The following is a 15,687-nucleotide window of genomic DNA, read 5'->3' as shown; positions in this document are numbered from 1 at the left end:
TTTAGTTTGGTGTTGGTGTCAAACGTTTATGGTTTTGTGATTTTTTCTTTTTGGTGAAAACATCTGAGTTAGGGAATTTTTGCCAAATCCCCTAACCCTCCTCACAGCACAAGGACAAAGCGGTCTGCGCCCTCCACCTTCGTGTGGTCTTACGCACCGTCGCTAATTTGCTCCTGATAGAACAGCGTCTTGCCAAATTCCCTATTTGGCATACTAACCGCTATCAATTGTCGGCTCTTTGTAATTGCGCGAATATTATCTTTAATAAACGCCTTAGCTTATTGATGCAGAATTTTGCGATTTTTAAGATCCGATACTAAAATGCTACTCTTTCATTAAACTTTTCGACTGGAAATTAGATTCTTTTTTTATTTCAACGAGAGGTTAATCAAGATACCAGTCTCCCATTTGAATGCTGCCGAGTAATGAAATTGACATAGAACATTCGGCAGAATGCTGAATGAGGCGAGAGCGCACAGAAAGTAGGATACGCCGGTTCGTTAAGTGACAATTTACGAAGCGAGGGCAGTCACGCAATGACCAGCATAAGGCGGGGACAACTTTTTATGGAAATCGCTCCGCGATGATGGCCTCGAAGAGGCAAGTATCATGGATGATACGAGTAGTTTGTAAAGCGGGATTTCCACCACTCCCGCTTTACTCGGACATTTTCACCAAAAAGAAAAAATCACTAAACCATTAATACCCGAAATCTTACCATACAAAAAATCCTTAACTTCTTTTAAGAAGTTAAGAAATTAAAAAAACAAATTTGATTGATAAATAGAGACAATTACCGACAAGAAGTTTAAGGAAATATCCATATTTATGGATGAAAATCAATCAAACAAACCACTCACTGCAAAAAATCCCGACAAAAACCAATAATCCCACAGAATTATTATTCATAAACGCTTTAAAACAGTTGCTGCGTTGGCGTTGTTTGATTAATGTTTGTTGATAGATAAATAACATCAAGGCTAATGCTAACGCGCTATAGTATATAAACGATAAATGATTGATTAACCCAACAATAAATAAACAGAGTATGGTGATCATTTGTAACGCACCAATCATTAATTTGTCATAACAACCAAATAGAATTGCCGTTGATTTAATACCAATTTTTATATCATCATTTCGATCGACCATAGCATACTCAGTATCATAAGCGACCGTCCAGCTAATATTCGCTAAACAAAGTAACCAGCAAGTTAATGGAAATTGCTCGATGGTTGCCGCGTACACCATTGGAATGCTCCAACTAAATGCTAACCCCAAAATAACTTGAGGAAGATGAGTATAACGCTTCATGAAAGGGTAAATCATGGCGGTTAATAAAGCAAAACAGGCAATTAACCAAGTCAATTTGTTTAAAGTTAACAATAAACCAAGCGCTATCCCTAAAAGTAATACTAGTGTCCATAAAGCATTTTTGGCAGTTAATGCACCGCGTGCCAATGGGCGATTTTGGGTTCGTTCGACATGGGCATCAAAGTGACGATCGGCATAATCATTTACCACACAGCCAGCCGCCCGCATAACAATTACCCCTAAAACAAATATCACCGAGACATAAGTATAAGGCTGCCCAGTCAGCCAAATTGCCCAAAGTGTGGGCCATAGTAATAATAAGGTACCAATTGGTCGGTCTAACCGCATCAGTTGTAAATAAGCTAACATAATTTGGTGTTTATCTAAAAAGTAATAGCAGGATTATACCGTTTCCCTTAAAAGCTGCAATGTACAACAACTTGCGGATCGGTCAATAACATTAAGATTTAAAAGCAAGTTGTCATAATGAATAAACAACACGACACAGCTCAGATTGAAATCATTTGTAAATATTGTTCAACAATGACTGCCAATGCTTGATAAAATTGGCTAATGCCATTATTTTTTAATTTGGCTAAATAGTTAGATGACCAAATTATTAGATGTTGATTAATCAATTGCCATGCGGCTTGTGGTTGATTTTTATCTAACAACATAGCAAATGCCATTAACATTAATCCAAACTGATCTTCCGGCTCATTCATACCGGTATTAAGGGTTATCCCATGTTGCTGTAAAAACTGACGATAACGCTCTTGTGATTCGCCCATTAATAACTGTTCTTGATCTAAATAAACGGATCCCCAAGGGGGTGCAGGCATATCACCCTGCCCTTCAAATAACAAAGAAAATTGATAATCAAGATCTGTATTACTTATTTCTGTCATTAATGTTTGGCACTGCTGACTAATTAATGATGGATTTTGCCAATCAATAAGTTTATCAATATGTAATAAAGGATTAATCAGTGGCTGTACAATCTGGCTATTTGGCGAATAATAAAAAAAAGCACCTAACACTTTTGCCACCGTTGCGCATGCTAACTTATCCAAGTTATTCTATCCCTTAATTATCATTAGACGATTTTTTCATCTTGATGAGTAAAACTGTTTGTTACTTATTATAATGGAATTATCCATAAATTATAAAATACAATGCGCCCACAAATTTCAGCAACAAAAACACAAGCAAAAGCGATAATCGACAAGACCATCGAATAATTTGCTCGCCAAATATTGATAATCACTAACAACAAGGCAACTAAGATTAAAGCACATTCACCAATCATCCAACCACTTTGCTGAGCGGTGAGTTCTGGCGTAATAGTTGCCATTAAATTAGCATAAGGTATTTTTAACAATAGAATTAACAATCCGCCAATAAAAAAAACAACACTGCCCAACCGTTTCAAACCCAACATAGCGCTTGCAATCCCACCTAAAGCAAACATAGCGGTATACATTTGCAAGGCAGTGTAATACGTATCCCATGTTTTGACTGTTGGTAACATATAGGTTAAAACAATGGTCCAAACAAACACTATGCTTAATAAAATTAGAACGGCTGATAGTAGACCATTTACATAAGGAATCTTATTTATCTTCGAACAAATAACTCTAAAGAATTTGAACTTATCATTAGTTGGACAACACGAAAAATAATTTAATACTACTGAAGCAAAGGTGACACCAAATAATACGCCAAAGGTAAAAATTTCGTTACTCATCGGCGAGCGACCAATACCAAAAATCACATTTAATGCGCGTAAAGGATGCCCTAAATGGAAAGAAGCAATGATCATGCCTATCGCCATAAAAATCAGGCTGATAACATTAATTTTTTGAATAATAGATAATTTATCTTTTGTATGATTAACCAGATAATATAAGCTACTCAAAAACACCATACCAGCGGATAGTTGCCCAAACACTGTAAAAAACACTAGAGGTAATTCATGCATATTACACCTCCTCTGGATTGAGTATTTTACCCAAAGTATCACCCGAAGCTTTAGCTTGGGGATGTGGTTTAATCACGATATTAGGTTTTGTTAACTGAGCATCAGGTAATGGAGCAATATTACGTTCTTCACCATAGCGCTCACGTAATTTATCGATTTGGTCAAAATCTAATGCACGTTGTGGACAAGACTCTACACATACTGGTTTTAGCCCCTCGGCCACACGTTCATAACAACCATCGCATTTTGACATCACCCGTTTTTGGTGATCATACTGAGGTGCACCATATGGACAGCGCATTTCACAATAGCGGCACCCTATGCACACATCTTGATTAACCACAACTAAACCATCTTCCTTGCGTTTATGCATCGCACCGGTTGGGCAACCTTGCACGCAAGTTGGTTGCTCACAATGATTACATGAAATGGATAAATAATAGGTAAAAGTATCATTTTGCCAAATACCATCAACTTGCTGCCATGAACCACCGCCATATTCATATACGCGGCGATAATGAACACCGAGCGCATTATCTTTTTCATCTTTACAACTCAATTGGCAAGTTTTACAACCAGTACACTTAGCAGAGTTAATATAAAATCCAAATTGCATTTTGCTCATCCCCCTATTACCTATGATGTCAATGACATCACCGACAATGGTTTAATCTCAACCAAATTGGTGTGCTGTGGATTCGATTTAGCCAGAACTGAAGGCCGCATAGAAGTTAAGCGATTCACACAACCACCAATATCAATGCCGGCCGCATTAGTTTTAGCCCATAATCCTTGCGGAATAGCAATCACGCCAGGTAATATTCTTGGTGTAACTTTAGCGGGAATATAAAGTCGTCCTCGATCATTAAAAACTTCAACAAGTTGACCATGCTTAATTTGACGTTGCTCTGCATCTAGTGGATTGATCCATATACTGCTTGCTACAGCTTCGCGTAATTGAGGTAAATTACTATAACTTGAGTGACAATGGCCTTTAATATGAAATCCTATCATTTGTAACGGATATTTTTGCCGCATAGCTATATCTTCACTCCCCTCAATAGCGGGTAGATAAGCTGGAATTGGGTAAAGCATATCCTGCTCATCAAACTCCCACTGACCGGCTATCTTAGCTAATGCTTCAGAATAGATTTCTATTTTACCGGACGGCGTATTTAATGGCTGATTAATCGGATCATCTCGAAAATCTTTTAACGCGATTTGTGCATCACTATCAGCTAATTTACGGTCAATCACACCCATCCCATCAGTGTCAGCAAAAGGGGGTAAATCAGGATTTTGCTTGCGCATTCTTTCATAGCTATAAGCTATCCACTCATCTTGAGTTCGCCCTTGCGTAAATTTATCTTTAACGCCCATTTTTTCAGCCAATTCAGTCAAAACCTCATATGCAGGGCGATTTTCCCATAATGGCTTAATAGCGCGCTGCATTCGAATAAAATAGTGATAAGCACCCGTTGCATAAGAATTATTAATAAGATCATTGCTTTCAACCGATGATACATCAGGTAGCAATAAATCAGCATATCGTGCCGATGCAGTCATATGGGTATCCCACACTAAAATAAATTCACATTTTGATTCATCTTGTAAAATTTGATGGGTTTGATTGAGATCAGCATGCTGATTGCCAATTACATTACTGGCATAACTCCATAAGAATTTGATACCCACATCGAGTTTATCTTTACCCAGTATGTAAGAGTTTTTAGCTGTCATGCTATTTGGATCTGCAATAGCTTTCGTCCATAAAAAGAAAGGAATACTGGTTTTAATCGGATTTAAAAGGTTTAAACCTGGAACAGGATAAGTCACACTCCCTCCCCATGTTCCAATATTAGTACCACGTTTACCAAATTGACCTGTAATAATTGGTAATAACATAATTGCTCGAGCCGTATGCTCACCATTTTGCCAGCGTTGAGCCCCCCAACCTTGAGAGATCCAAGCTGCTTTAGCATTGACAATATCAAGTGCAAGTTGCCGAATTTTTGCAGCAGGAATACCGGTCTTTTTCGCTGCCCATTCAGGGGTTTTAGCCGTTCTATCATCCCCCAAACCTAAAATATACGATTTATAATCACTAAAAGGCGGCGCAGAATCAGGCAATGAGTCTGCATTCCACCCCACACAATATCGATTAAGCATTGCCTCATCAATTTTATCTTCTTCCAGTAAAGCATAGCCAATTGCGGCAACTAATGCAGCATCGGTACCGGGAATAATTGGTATCCACTCGGCATTATAACCAACCACACTTTCACTACGCCTAGGATCGATAATAATTACTCGAGCGTTGCTTTGTGCTAATGCATTAAACAGCTCTGTAACTTGCCCACCGCCCGACATTCGCGTTTCGGCAACATTATGACCAAACATCACAACTAAATCAGAATGCTTTATTTGATCCAATAATGAATCTTTAGCATTACCATAAATATAAGGTTGAATGGCGGTTATCTGCCCACTTGAGTAATCACCATGATAATTAAGAAAGCCACCAATACTGCTTAAAAATCGCTTACAGACATTACGCCCAGAAAGATTGGCGCCCGTCGTGCCTGTGCCATATTGATAATAGATAGCCTCATTACCATATTGGTTGATGGTATATTTAAGTTTATCTGCAAGAAGATTAATGGCTTCGTCCCATGAAATGCGTTTAAATTTACCTTCACCTCGTTTACCAATACGGAGCATGGGATATTTTAAACGCTCAGGATCATAAGTTCGCCAACGAACAGCTCGACCTCGCAGGCAAGGACGAATTTGATGCAATCCAAAGGCAGGTTCGTTAATACCGTCTTCCGATGAAATTTTAGTAATAATGTCATTTTTTACATGTACTTTTAATGGACATCGACTACCACAATTAACTAAACAAGCACTATAAAAAATCTTCTCATCATTAGTAGGATTTGGTGCTAAACTATTTTCAGTTGTTGGATTAGGCTCGGCATAGGCAAATGGTAATTGAAAATTATTTGCGAGTGCAGCAACGCTCCCGACAGCGAGCGATTTTTGCAAAAAGTCGCGTCGAGTAATTTTATTTTCTGACTTGCTCATCTTATTCCCTTAATTTTTGTGTGGGATTTATCTATCATAATACTAAAAGTGTAATAAAAAAACTGAGAAATAGGAAAAAAACAAATTAACTTCAAATAAATTAATATAATAAAAATCATTATCAAATAACGCAGCTTTAAAAAACGTATTTTCAAATAAGCATAAATTTAATTTCATACATCTTAATGAAAGATTGGTATAATACTCCCATTTATCCGGATGAATAGAAAAATTATGTCACAATCCACATATAATGCCGTTGATATTGAAGTCCTAAAAGGACTCGATCCTGTCCGTCACCGACCAGGGATGTACACGGATACTACCCGTCCAAACCATTTAGGGCAAGAGGTCATTGATAACAGTGTTGATGAAGCAATAGCGGGACATGCCAAACAAGTTAAAGTCACACTTTATGAAGATAACTCATTAGAAGTGATTGATGATGGTCGCGGAATGCCGGTTGATATTCACCCTGAAGAAGGCGTTCCGGCGATTGAACTATTACTGTGCCGCTTACATGCAGGGGGTAAATTCTCTAATAAAAATTACCAATTTTCTGGTGGTTTACATGGGGTAGGTATCTCGGTAGTTAACGCTTTATCAAAGCGTGTAGAAGTCACCGTTAACCGTGATGGGCAAGTGTATCAAATCGCGTTTGAAAATGGTGATAAAGTCGAGGATTTACATGTTATTGGTACATGTGGTCGTCGTAATACAGGGACCAAGGTTCATTTTTGGCCTGACGAAAAATATTTCGACTCACCAAGGTTTTCTGTACCACGTTTAACGCACCTATTGAAGGCCAAAGCTGTACTTTGCCCCGGTCTTGAAATCATTTTTAAAGATAAGATCAACAATACCGAGCAACGCTGGTGCTATCAAGACGGTTTAAAAGATTACCTAATGGAATCAGTGAGTGGTTACACGCTTTTACCAGAAGAGCCCTTTACTGGTAGCCATAATGGTGAAACTGAAGCAGTTGAATGGGCGCTACTTTGGATGCCTGAAGGCGGTGAACTGTTAACTGAAAGTTACGTTAACTTAATTCCAACGGTTCAAGGCGGTACTCACGTAAATGGTCTACGCCAAGGTCTGCTCGATGCAATGCGTGAATTTTGTGAATTTCGTAACCTATTACCACGAGGTTTAAAACTCACTGCCGATGATATTTGGGAACGCTGCGCTTATGTACTGTCGGTAAAAATGCAAGAACCTCAGTTTGCCGGCCAAACCAAAGAACGCCTTTCATCAAGACAAAGCGCTGCATTCGTTTCGGCAATTGTTAAAGATGCCTTTAGCCTTTGGTTAAATCAACATGTACAAGTCGCTGAATTACTGGCTGAAATGGTCATTTCAAGTGCGCAAAAACGCCTACGAGCATCAAAAAAAGTTATTCGTAAAAAGCTCACAAGTGGTCCTGCTTTACCGGGTAAATTGGCCGATTGTTCTTCACAGGATTTAAGCCGAACCGAACTCTTTTTAGTGGAAGGGGATTCTGCGGGAGGTTCAGCAAAACAGGCTCGCGATCGGGAATATCAAGCGATTATGCCGTTAAAAGGTAAAATCTTAAATACTTGGGAAGTCTCATCAGACGAGGTCTTAGGTTCACAAGAAATCCATGACATTTCGGTCGCTATTGGTATTGATCCCGACAGTGATGATTTGAGTCAATTACGATATGGTAAAATCTGTATTTTAGCTGATGCCGATTCCGATGGATTACATATAGCTACGCTGCTTTGTGCGCTTTTTGTTCGCCATTTTAAAGCCATGGTAGAACATGGGCATGTCTTTGTTGCCATGCCGCCACTCTATCGTATCGATCTTGGTAAAGAAGTTCACTATGCCTTGGATGAAGAAGAAAAAGAAGGGATTTTAGATCAGTTAAAACGTAAAAAAGGCAAACCAAATGTCCAACGTTTTAAAGGTTTAGGTGAAATGAATCCACTGCAACTACGTGAAACAACGATGGATCCGAATACTCGCCGTTTAGTTCAGTTATCATTAGATAATTCCGAAGAAACAATGGCATTAATGGATATGCTACTTGCGAAAAAACGCTCAGAAGATCGCCGTGAATGGTTACAAGAAAAAGGTGACCAAGTCCAACTTGATGTCTAACATAAAGAATGATTTAGAGGAACAATAATGAGTGAGATAACTCATGACGGAGTAGAAGTTCAATCGCTACGTACCTTTACTGAAAGCGCTTATTTAAACTACTCGATGTATGTCATTATGGATCGTGCACTGCCGTTTATTGGTGACGGTTTAAAACCAGTGCAACGACGTATTGTTTATGCCATGTCAGAATTAGGGCTTAATGCTCAAGCTAAATTTAAAAAATCAGCACGTACCGTTGGTGACGTTTTAGGTAAATATCACCCACATGGTGATAGCGCCTGTTATGAAGCAATGGTATTAATGGCTCAGCCATTTTCCTACCGTTATCCTTTAGTTGACGGACAAGGTAACTGGGGTGCGCCAGATGATCCAAAATCCTTTGCCGCTATGCGTTATACCGAATCACGCTTATCGAAATATGCTGAACTGCTATTAGGCGAGTTAGGGCAAGGCACGGTCGATTATACCCCTAACTTTGATGGTACATTACAAGAGCCGAAAATGTTACCGGCTAGATTACCCAATATCTTATTAAATGGTACCACCGGTATTGCTGTAGGGATGGCAACTGACATACCACCGCATAATATCCGTGAAGTGGCTAATGCCGCTATTATGTTAGCTGATAATCCTAAAGCAACACTGAGTGAAGTGATGGCTCACATTAAAGGACCAGATTTTCCAACTGAAGCCGAGATTATCACCTCACCAGAAGATATTGCAAAGATTTATCAAACTGGACGTGGATCAATTCGCATGCGTGCCGTTTGGAAAAAAGAAGACGGTGATATTGTTATTACTGATCTACCACACCAAGTTTCAGGTGCAAAAATATTAGAACAAATCGCCGCACAAATGCGAGCAAAAAAACTGCCGTTAATTGAAGATTTACGTGACGAGTCAGATCATGAAAATCCAACGCGTCTAGTGATTGTGCCGCGATCCAATCGCGTTGATTTAGAACAAGTGATGAATCATCTATTTGCGACAACCGATCTGGAAAAAAGCTATCGTGTTAATATGAACATGATTGGGCTTGATAACCGCCCAGCAGTGAAAGGCTTAGTTGAAATTCTTACCGAATGGTTAGAGTATCGCCGTAATACCGTAACCAGACGTCTAAACTATCGTTTAGACAAGGTTTTAAAACGCCTTCATATTTTAGATGGTTTATTAATAGCTTTTTTAAATATTGATGAAGTTATTGAAATTATTCGGCATGAAGACGATCCAAAAGAAGAATTGATTAAACGATTTGCCTTAAGTGAAACACAAGCAGAAGCGATTTTAGAGTTAAAACTGCGTCATTTAGCAAAATTAGAAGAGATGCGCATCAAAGGCGAACAAGCTGATCTAGCTAAAGAACGCGATCAACTACAAGCTCTACTTGGCTCACCAAGAAAACTCAGTAATTTAATCAAAAAAGAGTTACAACAAGATGCTGAAAAGTATGGCGACGATCGCCGTTCGCCAATCGTTGAACGTAGTGAAGCTAAAGCGATTACCGAACAAGAATTAACACCGTCAGAACCTGTTACTATTGTGCTGTCCGAAATGGGCTGGGTAAGAGCGGCTAAAGGACATGATATCGATCCAGTTGGGCTAAGTTATAAAGCGGGAGACAGCTTCAAAGCAGCAGCCAAAGGTAAAAGTAATCAACCAGTTGTCTTTATTGATTCAACTGGTCGCAGCTACGCTATTGAACCCAATACATTACCATCCGCTCGAGGTCAAGGCGAACCGCTTACCGGAAAATTGGCACTCCCTGCTGGGGCAATAGTTGAACATGTCCTTATGTCAGCTAACGAAAATCAAAAATTATTACTGGCATCAAGTGCAGGTTATGGTTTTATTTGTCAATTTAGTGATTTAGTTGCGCGCAATCGTAATGGTAAAGCTATCATTAATTTATCTAATCAGGCTCAGGTATTACCACCTATTGAAATTACTGATGAAGAAAGCTTACTGTTATCCATCACAAAAGCAGGACGCATGCTAATTTTTCCTGTTAAAGACTTACCCGAATTAGCCAAAGGCAAAGGTAACAAAATTATTTCACTTGCCGGTAGTGATGATAGTTTAGCGTATATGATGTTAATCACACCAACAACATCAATAACCTTACATGTTGGTAAACGCAAACTAACGCTTTATCCTGCTGATTTACAAAAATTTACTGCAGAACGCGCGCGTAAAGGTAGTGCTTTACCTCGCGGACTACAAAAAATAGATCGAATTGAGGTGAACGAATAATATGTCTTTTATTTGGGCGATTATTACAGGCTTTGTGTTAAGCATTGTCTTAAAAACAAGTTGGGGTTTTATACTGGGTCTTTTTATTGGCCCAATGCTTTATCAAGCATTTTGTAATAAATTAACCAATCAACGAACCCAAGCAAATCCAACGCTCTATCTAACCGTTGTTTTTGAAGTATTGGGACATTTAAGTAAAGCTAAAGGTGTGGTGACCCAAGATGATATCAATCTGGCTCGCCAATTTATGGATAGATTACAACTTGATAGTAACAGCCGCCAGTTAGCTCAAGAATCATTCAATCGCGGTAAAGCTAGTGATTACCCACTACGTTCACGTTTGGCTGAGCTCTATGCACAATACCGTTACCGACGTAATGTGTTAAATATTTTTTGTGAACAACTCATTCAAGCCGCGCTGGTTGATGGTCAATTGGATGATAAAGAGTTAGAAATTCTTTTTATTGTAGCAGATGAATTTAATATACCTCGTCAGCAAATGGCGGCGTATATCAAAATGATGATGGCAAGCTATCATTTTGGTCAAAATAGTCATGGTTACTCACAAAATCAATATAACCAACATAGTCAATATAATCAGGGTAATAATTATGGCGGTTACCAAGGTCGCTCGACTCAATCAGATTTGCAAAATGCTTACAAAATTTTGGGCGTTGAGCCGACAGCTGAAATCTCAGAAATTAAACGCGCTTATCGTAAATTAATGAATGAGCATCATCCAGATAAACTGGTATCAAAAGGTTTACCGAAAGAGATGTTAGAAGCCGCTAAAAAACGTGCGCAAGAAATTCAAGCCGCTTATGATCTTATTAAAGCATCCCGAGGATTTAAGTAGAGACTATCATTATGATGCATTGGCGTTCAATTATCAGAATCGTTGGATTGTTAATAGCCTTATTATCGATATTTATGCTTTTACCAGCACTGGTCGCGTTGATTTATCGTGACGGTGCGGGAGCGATTTTTGTTCGTTCATTTTTTGCAGCGCTAGTTTTAGGTTGTGTTTTATGGCTTCCTAATCGAAATCACCGCCATGAACTTACCACGCGTGAGGGATTTTTCATTGTCGTACTATTTTGGTTAGTATTAGGGACTATCGGTGCCTTTCCCTTTATTTTTGACAACCATATCAACCTTAACTTAACCACAGCTTTTTTTGAATCGTTTTCTAGCTTGACCACAACAGGCGCAACCACTATTGTGCATCTTGACCATCTACCTAAAGCACTACTTTTTTACCGGCAGTTGCTACAATGGCTCGGCGGGATGGGTATTATCGTATTAGCCGTAGCCATCTTACCATTATTAGGGGTCGGGGGTATGCAGCTTTATCGGGCCGAAATTCCTGGTCCACAAAAAGACAGTAAAATGCGACCACGTATTGCCGAAACAGCAAAAACACTGTGGTCAATTTACATTTTGCTCACCACCCTATGTGCTATTTGCTTATGGCTTGCTGGCATGAATGTGTTTGACGCCATTTCGCACAGTTTCTCGACAATTTCGATGGGCGGATTTTCAACCCATGATAATAATCTAGCTTATTTTAACAGTCCGGCCATTAATTATATTGTGACCATTTTTCTAATCTTATCGGGTTGTAATTTTGCACTACACTTTGCAGCACTAAATGGGTTTTCTATCAGTGTTTATTGGCGAGATCAAGAGTTTAGAACCTTCCTTTTTATTCTTATAATTTTAATTATTATCTGTGCTTTTGTTATTTATGTCTATCAACCACAACGCCATCTAAGTATTGATAAAATTATATTACAAGTAGTCTCAATAGCCGCAACCGTTGGCTTTACGGTTGATGATATTAATACCTGGCCGTCTTCATTACCTATTTTCTTACTTTCTGCATCATTTATCGGTGGCTGCGCTGGTTCTACCGGTGGTGGGTTAAAGGTAGTGCGTGTATTATTACTCTTTATGCAAGGTTCACGTGAATTAAAGCGTTTAATTCACCCTAACGCAATTTATACCTTAAAACTCAATAACCGCGTCGTACCCGAACGTATAATCGAAGCGGTTTGGGGATTCTTTTCTGCCTATGCATTAGTCTTTTTAGTCAGTCTATTTATAATTATGGGCACAGGCATTGATGCGACAGACTCTTTTTATATTGTCTCTTCATCCCTAAATAACTTAGGTGTTGGGCTAGGTAGTGTTAGCGATAACTTTGCTAATGTAAGTGATTTAGTCAAATGGGTAATGGTTGTCGATATGTTATTTGGCCGATTAGAAATCTTCACCTTGTTAGTATTATTTACACCAACTTTCTGGCGTAGCTAAGGATTGGTGATTTTTGTCAGGAATCATTTCTACTTATCCATCAAATTTGTTTTTTAAATTTCTTAATTTCTTAAAAGAGATTTTCTGGTTCGGTTTAGGTTTCGGACGTTAGTCGTTTTGCTGATTTTTCTTGTCTGTGAAAACGTCCGAGTTAGGGGATTTTTTGCGAAATCCCCTAACAACCCCTCGCAGCACAAGGACAAAGTGGTCTGCGACTTCCCTCCGCCTTCGTGCGGTCTTACGCACCGCCGCTGATTTGTTCCTGACAAAACAGCGCCTTGCCAAACATCCCTGTTTGGCATGCTAACCGCACTCAGTTGTCGGCACGTTGTAATTGCGCGGATATGAGCTTTAATAAGCGTCTTAGTTTATTGATGCGGAATTTTCGAGATTTAAAGTTCTATACTAAAACACCCACTTTCCTTAGATTTTTTTGTTTGGTTTGGGTTTCGGACGTTAGTGGTTTTGTTGATTTTTCTTGTCTGTGAACACGTCCGAGTTAAGGGATTTTTTACGAAATCCCCTAACAATCCCTCGCAGCGCACGGACAAAGTGGTCTGCGACTTCCCTCCGCCTTCGTGCGGTCTTACGCACCGCCGCTGATTTGTTCCTGACAAAACAGCGCCTTGCCAAACATCCCTGTTTGGCATGCTAACCGCGCTCAGTTGTCGGCACGTTGTAATTGCGCGGATATGTGCTTTAATAAGCGTCTTAGTTTATTGATGCGGAATTTTCGAGATTTAAAGTTCTATACTAAAACACCCACTTTCCTTAGATTTTTTTGTTTGGCTTGGATTTCGGGCGTTAGTCGTTTTGCTGATTTTTCTTGTCAGTGAACACGTCCGAATTAGGGGATTTTTTGCGAAGTCCCCTAACAACCCCTCGCAGCACAAGGACAAAGTAGCCTGCGACTTCCCTCCGCCTTCGTGCGGTCTTACGCACCGCCACTCAGTTGTCGGCACGTTGTAATTGCGCGGATATGTGCTTTAATAAGCATCTTGGCTTATTGATCCAAAATTTTCGAAATTCAGAGCGCTATACTAAAACACCCATTTCCCTTAGATTTTTTTGTTTGGTTTGGGTTTCGGACGTTAATGGTTTTGCTGATTTTTCTTGTCTGTGAAAACGTCCGAATTAGGGGATTTTTTGCGAAGTCCCCTAACATCCCCGCTTTACTGGGACGTAATTATCGTTATGAAAAAATCACTCAGCCAGAAACGTCCGAAATCTCACCCTACCCCAAAATCACCCAATCTCGTTCAGAACTTGAAAGAAACGCCTACATTAAAGTAAAAAACTTCCCCACTCTCAATCACAAAACCACTAAATTTTGATAAAAATTATAAATATTTTATTGATTATTTAGCCAATTACAGACAGAATTACTGGGCAGCATGTGCTGTATTTATTTGAGGTAATCACCTGACATATGGAATGGATCATGGATCCTACAATCTGGATTGGTTTATCTACTCTGGTTGTACTTGAAATCGTCCTTGGTATTGATAACATTGTTTTCATTGCCATTCTTGCCGAGAAACTTCCCCCCCAACAACGAGATAAAGCACGCGTCACGGGGCTAGCTTTTGCATTAATTACACGCATTATTTTACTAATGTTTGCAGGCTGGTTAGTCACTCTTACAACGCCTTTATTTTCGATATCAGGAATAAGTTTTAATGCACGCCAATTAATTATGTTAATTGGAGGGATATTTTTACTATTTAAAGCCACCATGGAGCTCAATGAACGACTTGAAGGTGCTTCACAGGAAGATGGCAAACCGAAAAAAACATCTCATTTTTGGACCGTTGTCGCACAAATTGTCGTACTTGATGCCGTATTTTCGCTCGATTCGGTGATTACTGCCGTTGGGATGGTAGAACATATTCCAGTGATGATAATTGCAGTATGTATAGCAATTGGAATCATGATGGTCGCCAGTAAACCGCTTGCCAATTTTGTTAATTCACATCCAACAATCGTTATCCTCTGTTTAAGTTTTCTATTGATGATTGGTTTTAGTTTGGTTGCTGAAGGATTTGGTTTTGCAATACCTAAAGGTTACTTATACGCCGCAATTGGCTTCTCGATTATGATTGAATTTTTCAATCAATTAGCGATCTTTAATCGTCGTAAAGCGTTAAACAAAAAACCATTACGTGAACGCACAGCCGAAGCGATATTACATTTACTTAAAGGCGATGCCGAAGAAGATCCAGACACGCATACCGTTGATGTTGTATCTGATGCCAATAAAAAAGTATCAGTATTTAATCATCAAGAACTGAGTATGGTTGAACGGGTACTCGGGCTTGCACAGCGTTCGGTAAGCAGTATTATGACCTCAAGATTAAATGTTGATATGATCAACATTAATGAAAAACGTGAAGTTATTTTAAAAGAAATTTTCGATAATCCACATTCACGATTAGTGGTGACTGATACAGCTTCAATTGATGAACCATTAGGCATTATTCAGGTTAATGATCTTTTAAAAGATGTACTACAAAACAAAGAGCCGATTGATATTAATGCACTAATAAAACAACCGCTGATTTTTCCAGAAACAGTCTCGTTATTAGTTGCGTTAGAACAATTTAAAAAAG

The 15,687-nt window shown here is 39.0% G+C and carries 10 protein-coding genes; 5 read left to right on the top strand and 5 right to left on the bottom strand.

Annotation, left to right across the window (positions count from 1 at the left end; all coding sequences use genetic code 11):
• Positions 1-843 precede the first annotated feature (843 nt).
• From ubiA to A9G03_RS02875, 5 genes are all read right to left on the bottom strand, one after another.
• On the bottom strand, positions 844-1,683 hold the full coding sequence (gene ubiA / locus A9G03_RS02895; RefSeq protein ID WP_065798366.1) for a 4-hydroxybenzoate octaprenyltransferase: 840 nt from the start codon (positions 1,681-1,683) through the stop codon (positions 844-846).
• A gap of 140 nt (positions 1,684-1,823) precedes the next feature.
• Complete coding sequence (locus A9G03_RS02890; RefSeq protein ID WP_065633279.1) at positions 1,824-2,387, bottom strand: molecular chaperone TorD family protein; 564 nt, start codon at positions 2,385-2,387, stop codon at positions 1,824-1,826.
• A 68-nt stretch (positions 2,388-2,455) separates the two neighbouring features.
• On the bottom strand, positions 2,456-3,295 hold the full coding sequence (locus tag A9G03_RS02885) for a dimethyl sulfoxide reductase anchor subunit family protein (protein ID WP_065798365.1): 840 nt from the start codon (positions 3,293-3,295) through the stop codon (positions 2,456-2,458).
• A gap of 1 nt (position 3,296) precedes the next feature.
• The gene (locus A9G03_RS02880; RefSeq protein ID WP_065633292.1) at positions 3,297-3,911 is read right to left on the bottom strand and encodes a DMSO/selenate family reductase complex B subunit; all 615 of its coding nucleotides are present in this window, start codon (positions 3,909-3,911) and stop codon (positions 3,297-3,299) included.
• 20 nt (positions 3,912-3,931) lie between these two features.
• The gene (locus A9G03_RS02875; protein WP_065798364.1) at positions 3,932-6,382 is read right to left on the bottom strand and encodes a DMSO/selenate family reductase complex A subunit; all 2,451 of its coding nucleotides are present in this window, start codon (positions 6,380-6,382) and stop codon (positions 3,932-3,934) included.
• A gap of 234 nt (positions 6,383-6,616) precedes the next feature.
• Between A9G03_RS02875 and parE the strand changes: the two genes are divergently transcribed.
• The 5 genes from parE to A9G03_RS02850 form a co-directional block, all read left to right on the top strand.
• The gene (gene parE, locus A9G03_RS02870) at positions 6,617-8,506 is read left to right on the top strand and encodes a DNA topoisomerase IV subunit B (protein WP_065633276.1); all 1,890 of its coding nucleotides are present in this window, start codon (positions 6,617-6,619) and stop codon (positions 8,504-8,506) included.
• A gap of 27 nt (positions 8,507-8,533) precedes the next feature.
• On the top strand, positions 8,534-10,762 hold the full coding sequence (gene parC / locus A9G03_RS02865; RefSeq protein WP_065798363.1) for a DNA topoisomerase IV subunit A: 2,229 nt from the start codon (positions 8,534-8,536) through the stop codon (positions 10,760-10,762).
• 1 nt (position 10,763) lies between these two features.
• Positions 10,764-11,618: a co-chaperone DjlA gene (djlA, locus tag A9G03_RS02860; RefSeq protein WP_065798362.1), complete on the top strand. Its 855-nt coding sequence runs from the start codon at positions 10,764-10,766 to the stop codon at positions 11,616-11,618.
• A gap of 14 nt (positions 11,619-11,632) precedes the next feature.
• Complete coding sequence (locus A9G03_RS02855; RefSeq protein WP_065633291.1) at positions 11,633-13,078, top strand: TrkH family potassium uptake protein; 1,446 nt, start codon at positions 11,633-11,635, stop codon at positions 13,076-13,078.
• A 1,429-nt stretch (positions 13,079-14,507) separates the two neighbouring features.
• A partial coding sequence (locus A9G03_RS02850; protein WP_082209391.1) for a TerC family protein occupies positions 14,508-15,687 on the top strand: 1,180 nt, incomplete at its 3' end.

The organism is Gilliamella sp. wkB171 (genome assembly GCF_001693755.1).
Lineage (GTDB): Bacteria > Pseudomonadota > Gammaproteobacteria > Enterobacterales > Orbaceae > Gilliamella > Gilliamella apicola_F.
This window is presented reverse-complemented; position numbering and strand designations above follow the sequence as displayed.

Excerpts from the sequence above, each read along its gene's own strand:
- djlA (WP_065798362.1), top strand. The coding sequence starts at position 10,764 with ATGTCTTTTATTTGGGCGATTATTACAGGCTTTGTGTTAAGCATTGTC.
- parE (WP_065633276.1), top strand. The coding sequence starts at position 6,617 with ATGTCACAATCCACATATAATGCCGTTGATATTGAAGTCCTAAAAGGA.
- A9G03_RS02885 (WP_065798365.1), bottom strand. The coding sequence starts at position 3,295 with ATGCATGAATTACCTCTAGTGTTTTTTACAGTGTTTGGGCAACTATCC.
- ubiA (WP_065798366.1), bottom strand. The coding sequence starts at position 1,683 with ATGTTAGCTTATTTACAACTGATGCGGTTAGACCGACCAATTGGTACC.
- parC (WP_065798363.1), top strand. The coding sequence starts at position 8,534 with ATGAGTGAGATAACTCATGACGGAGTAGAAGTTCAATCGCTACGTACC.
- A9G03_RS02875 (WP_065798364.1), bottom strand. The coding sequence starts at position 6,382 with ATGAGCAAGTCAGAAAATAAAATTACTCGACGCGACTTTTTGCAAAAA.
- A9G03_RS02855 (WP_065633291.1), top strand. The coding sequence starts at position 11,633 with ATGCATTGGCGTTCAATTATCAGAATCGTTGGATTGTTAATAGCCTTA.
- A9G03_RS02880 (WP_065633292.1), bottom strand. The coding sequence starts at position 3,911 with ATGCAATTTGGATTTTATATTAACTCTGCTAAGTGTACTGGTTGTAAA.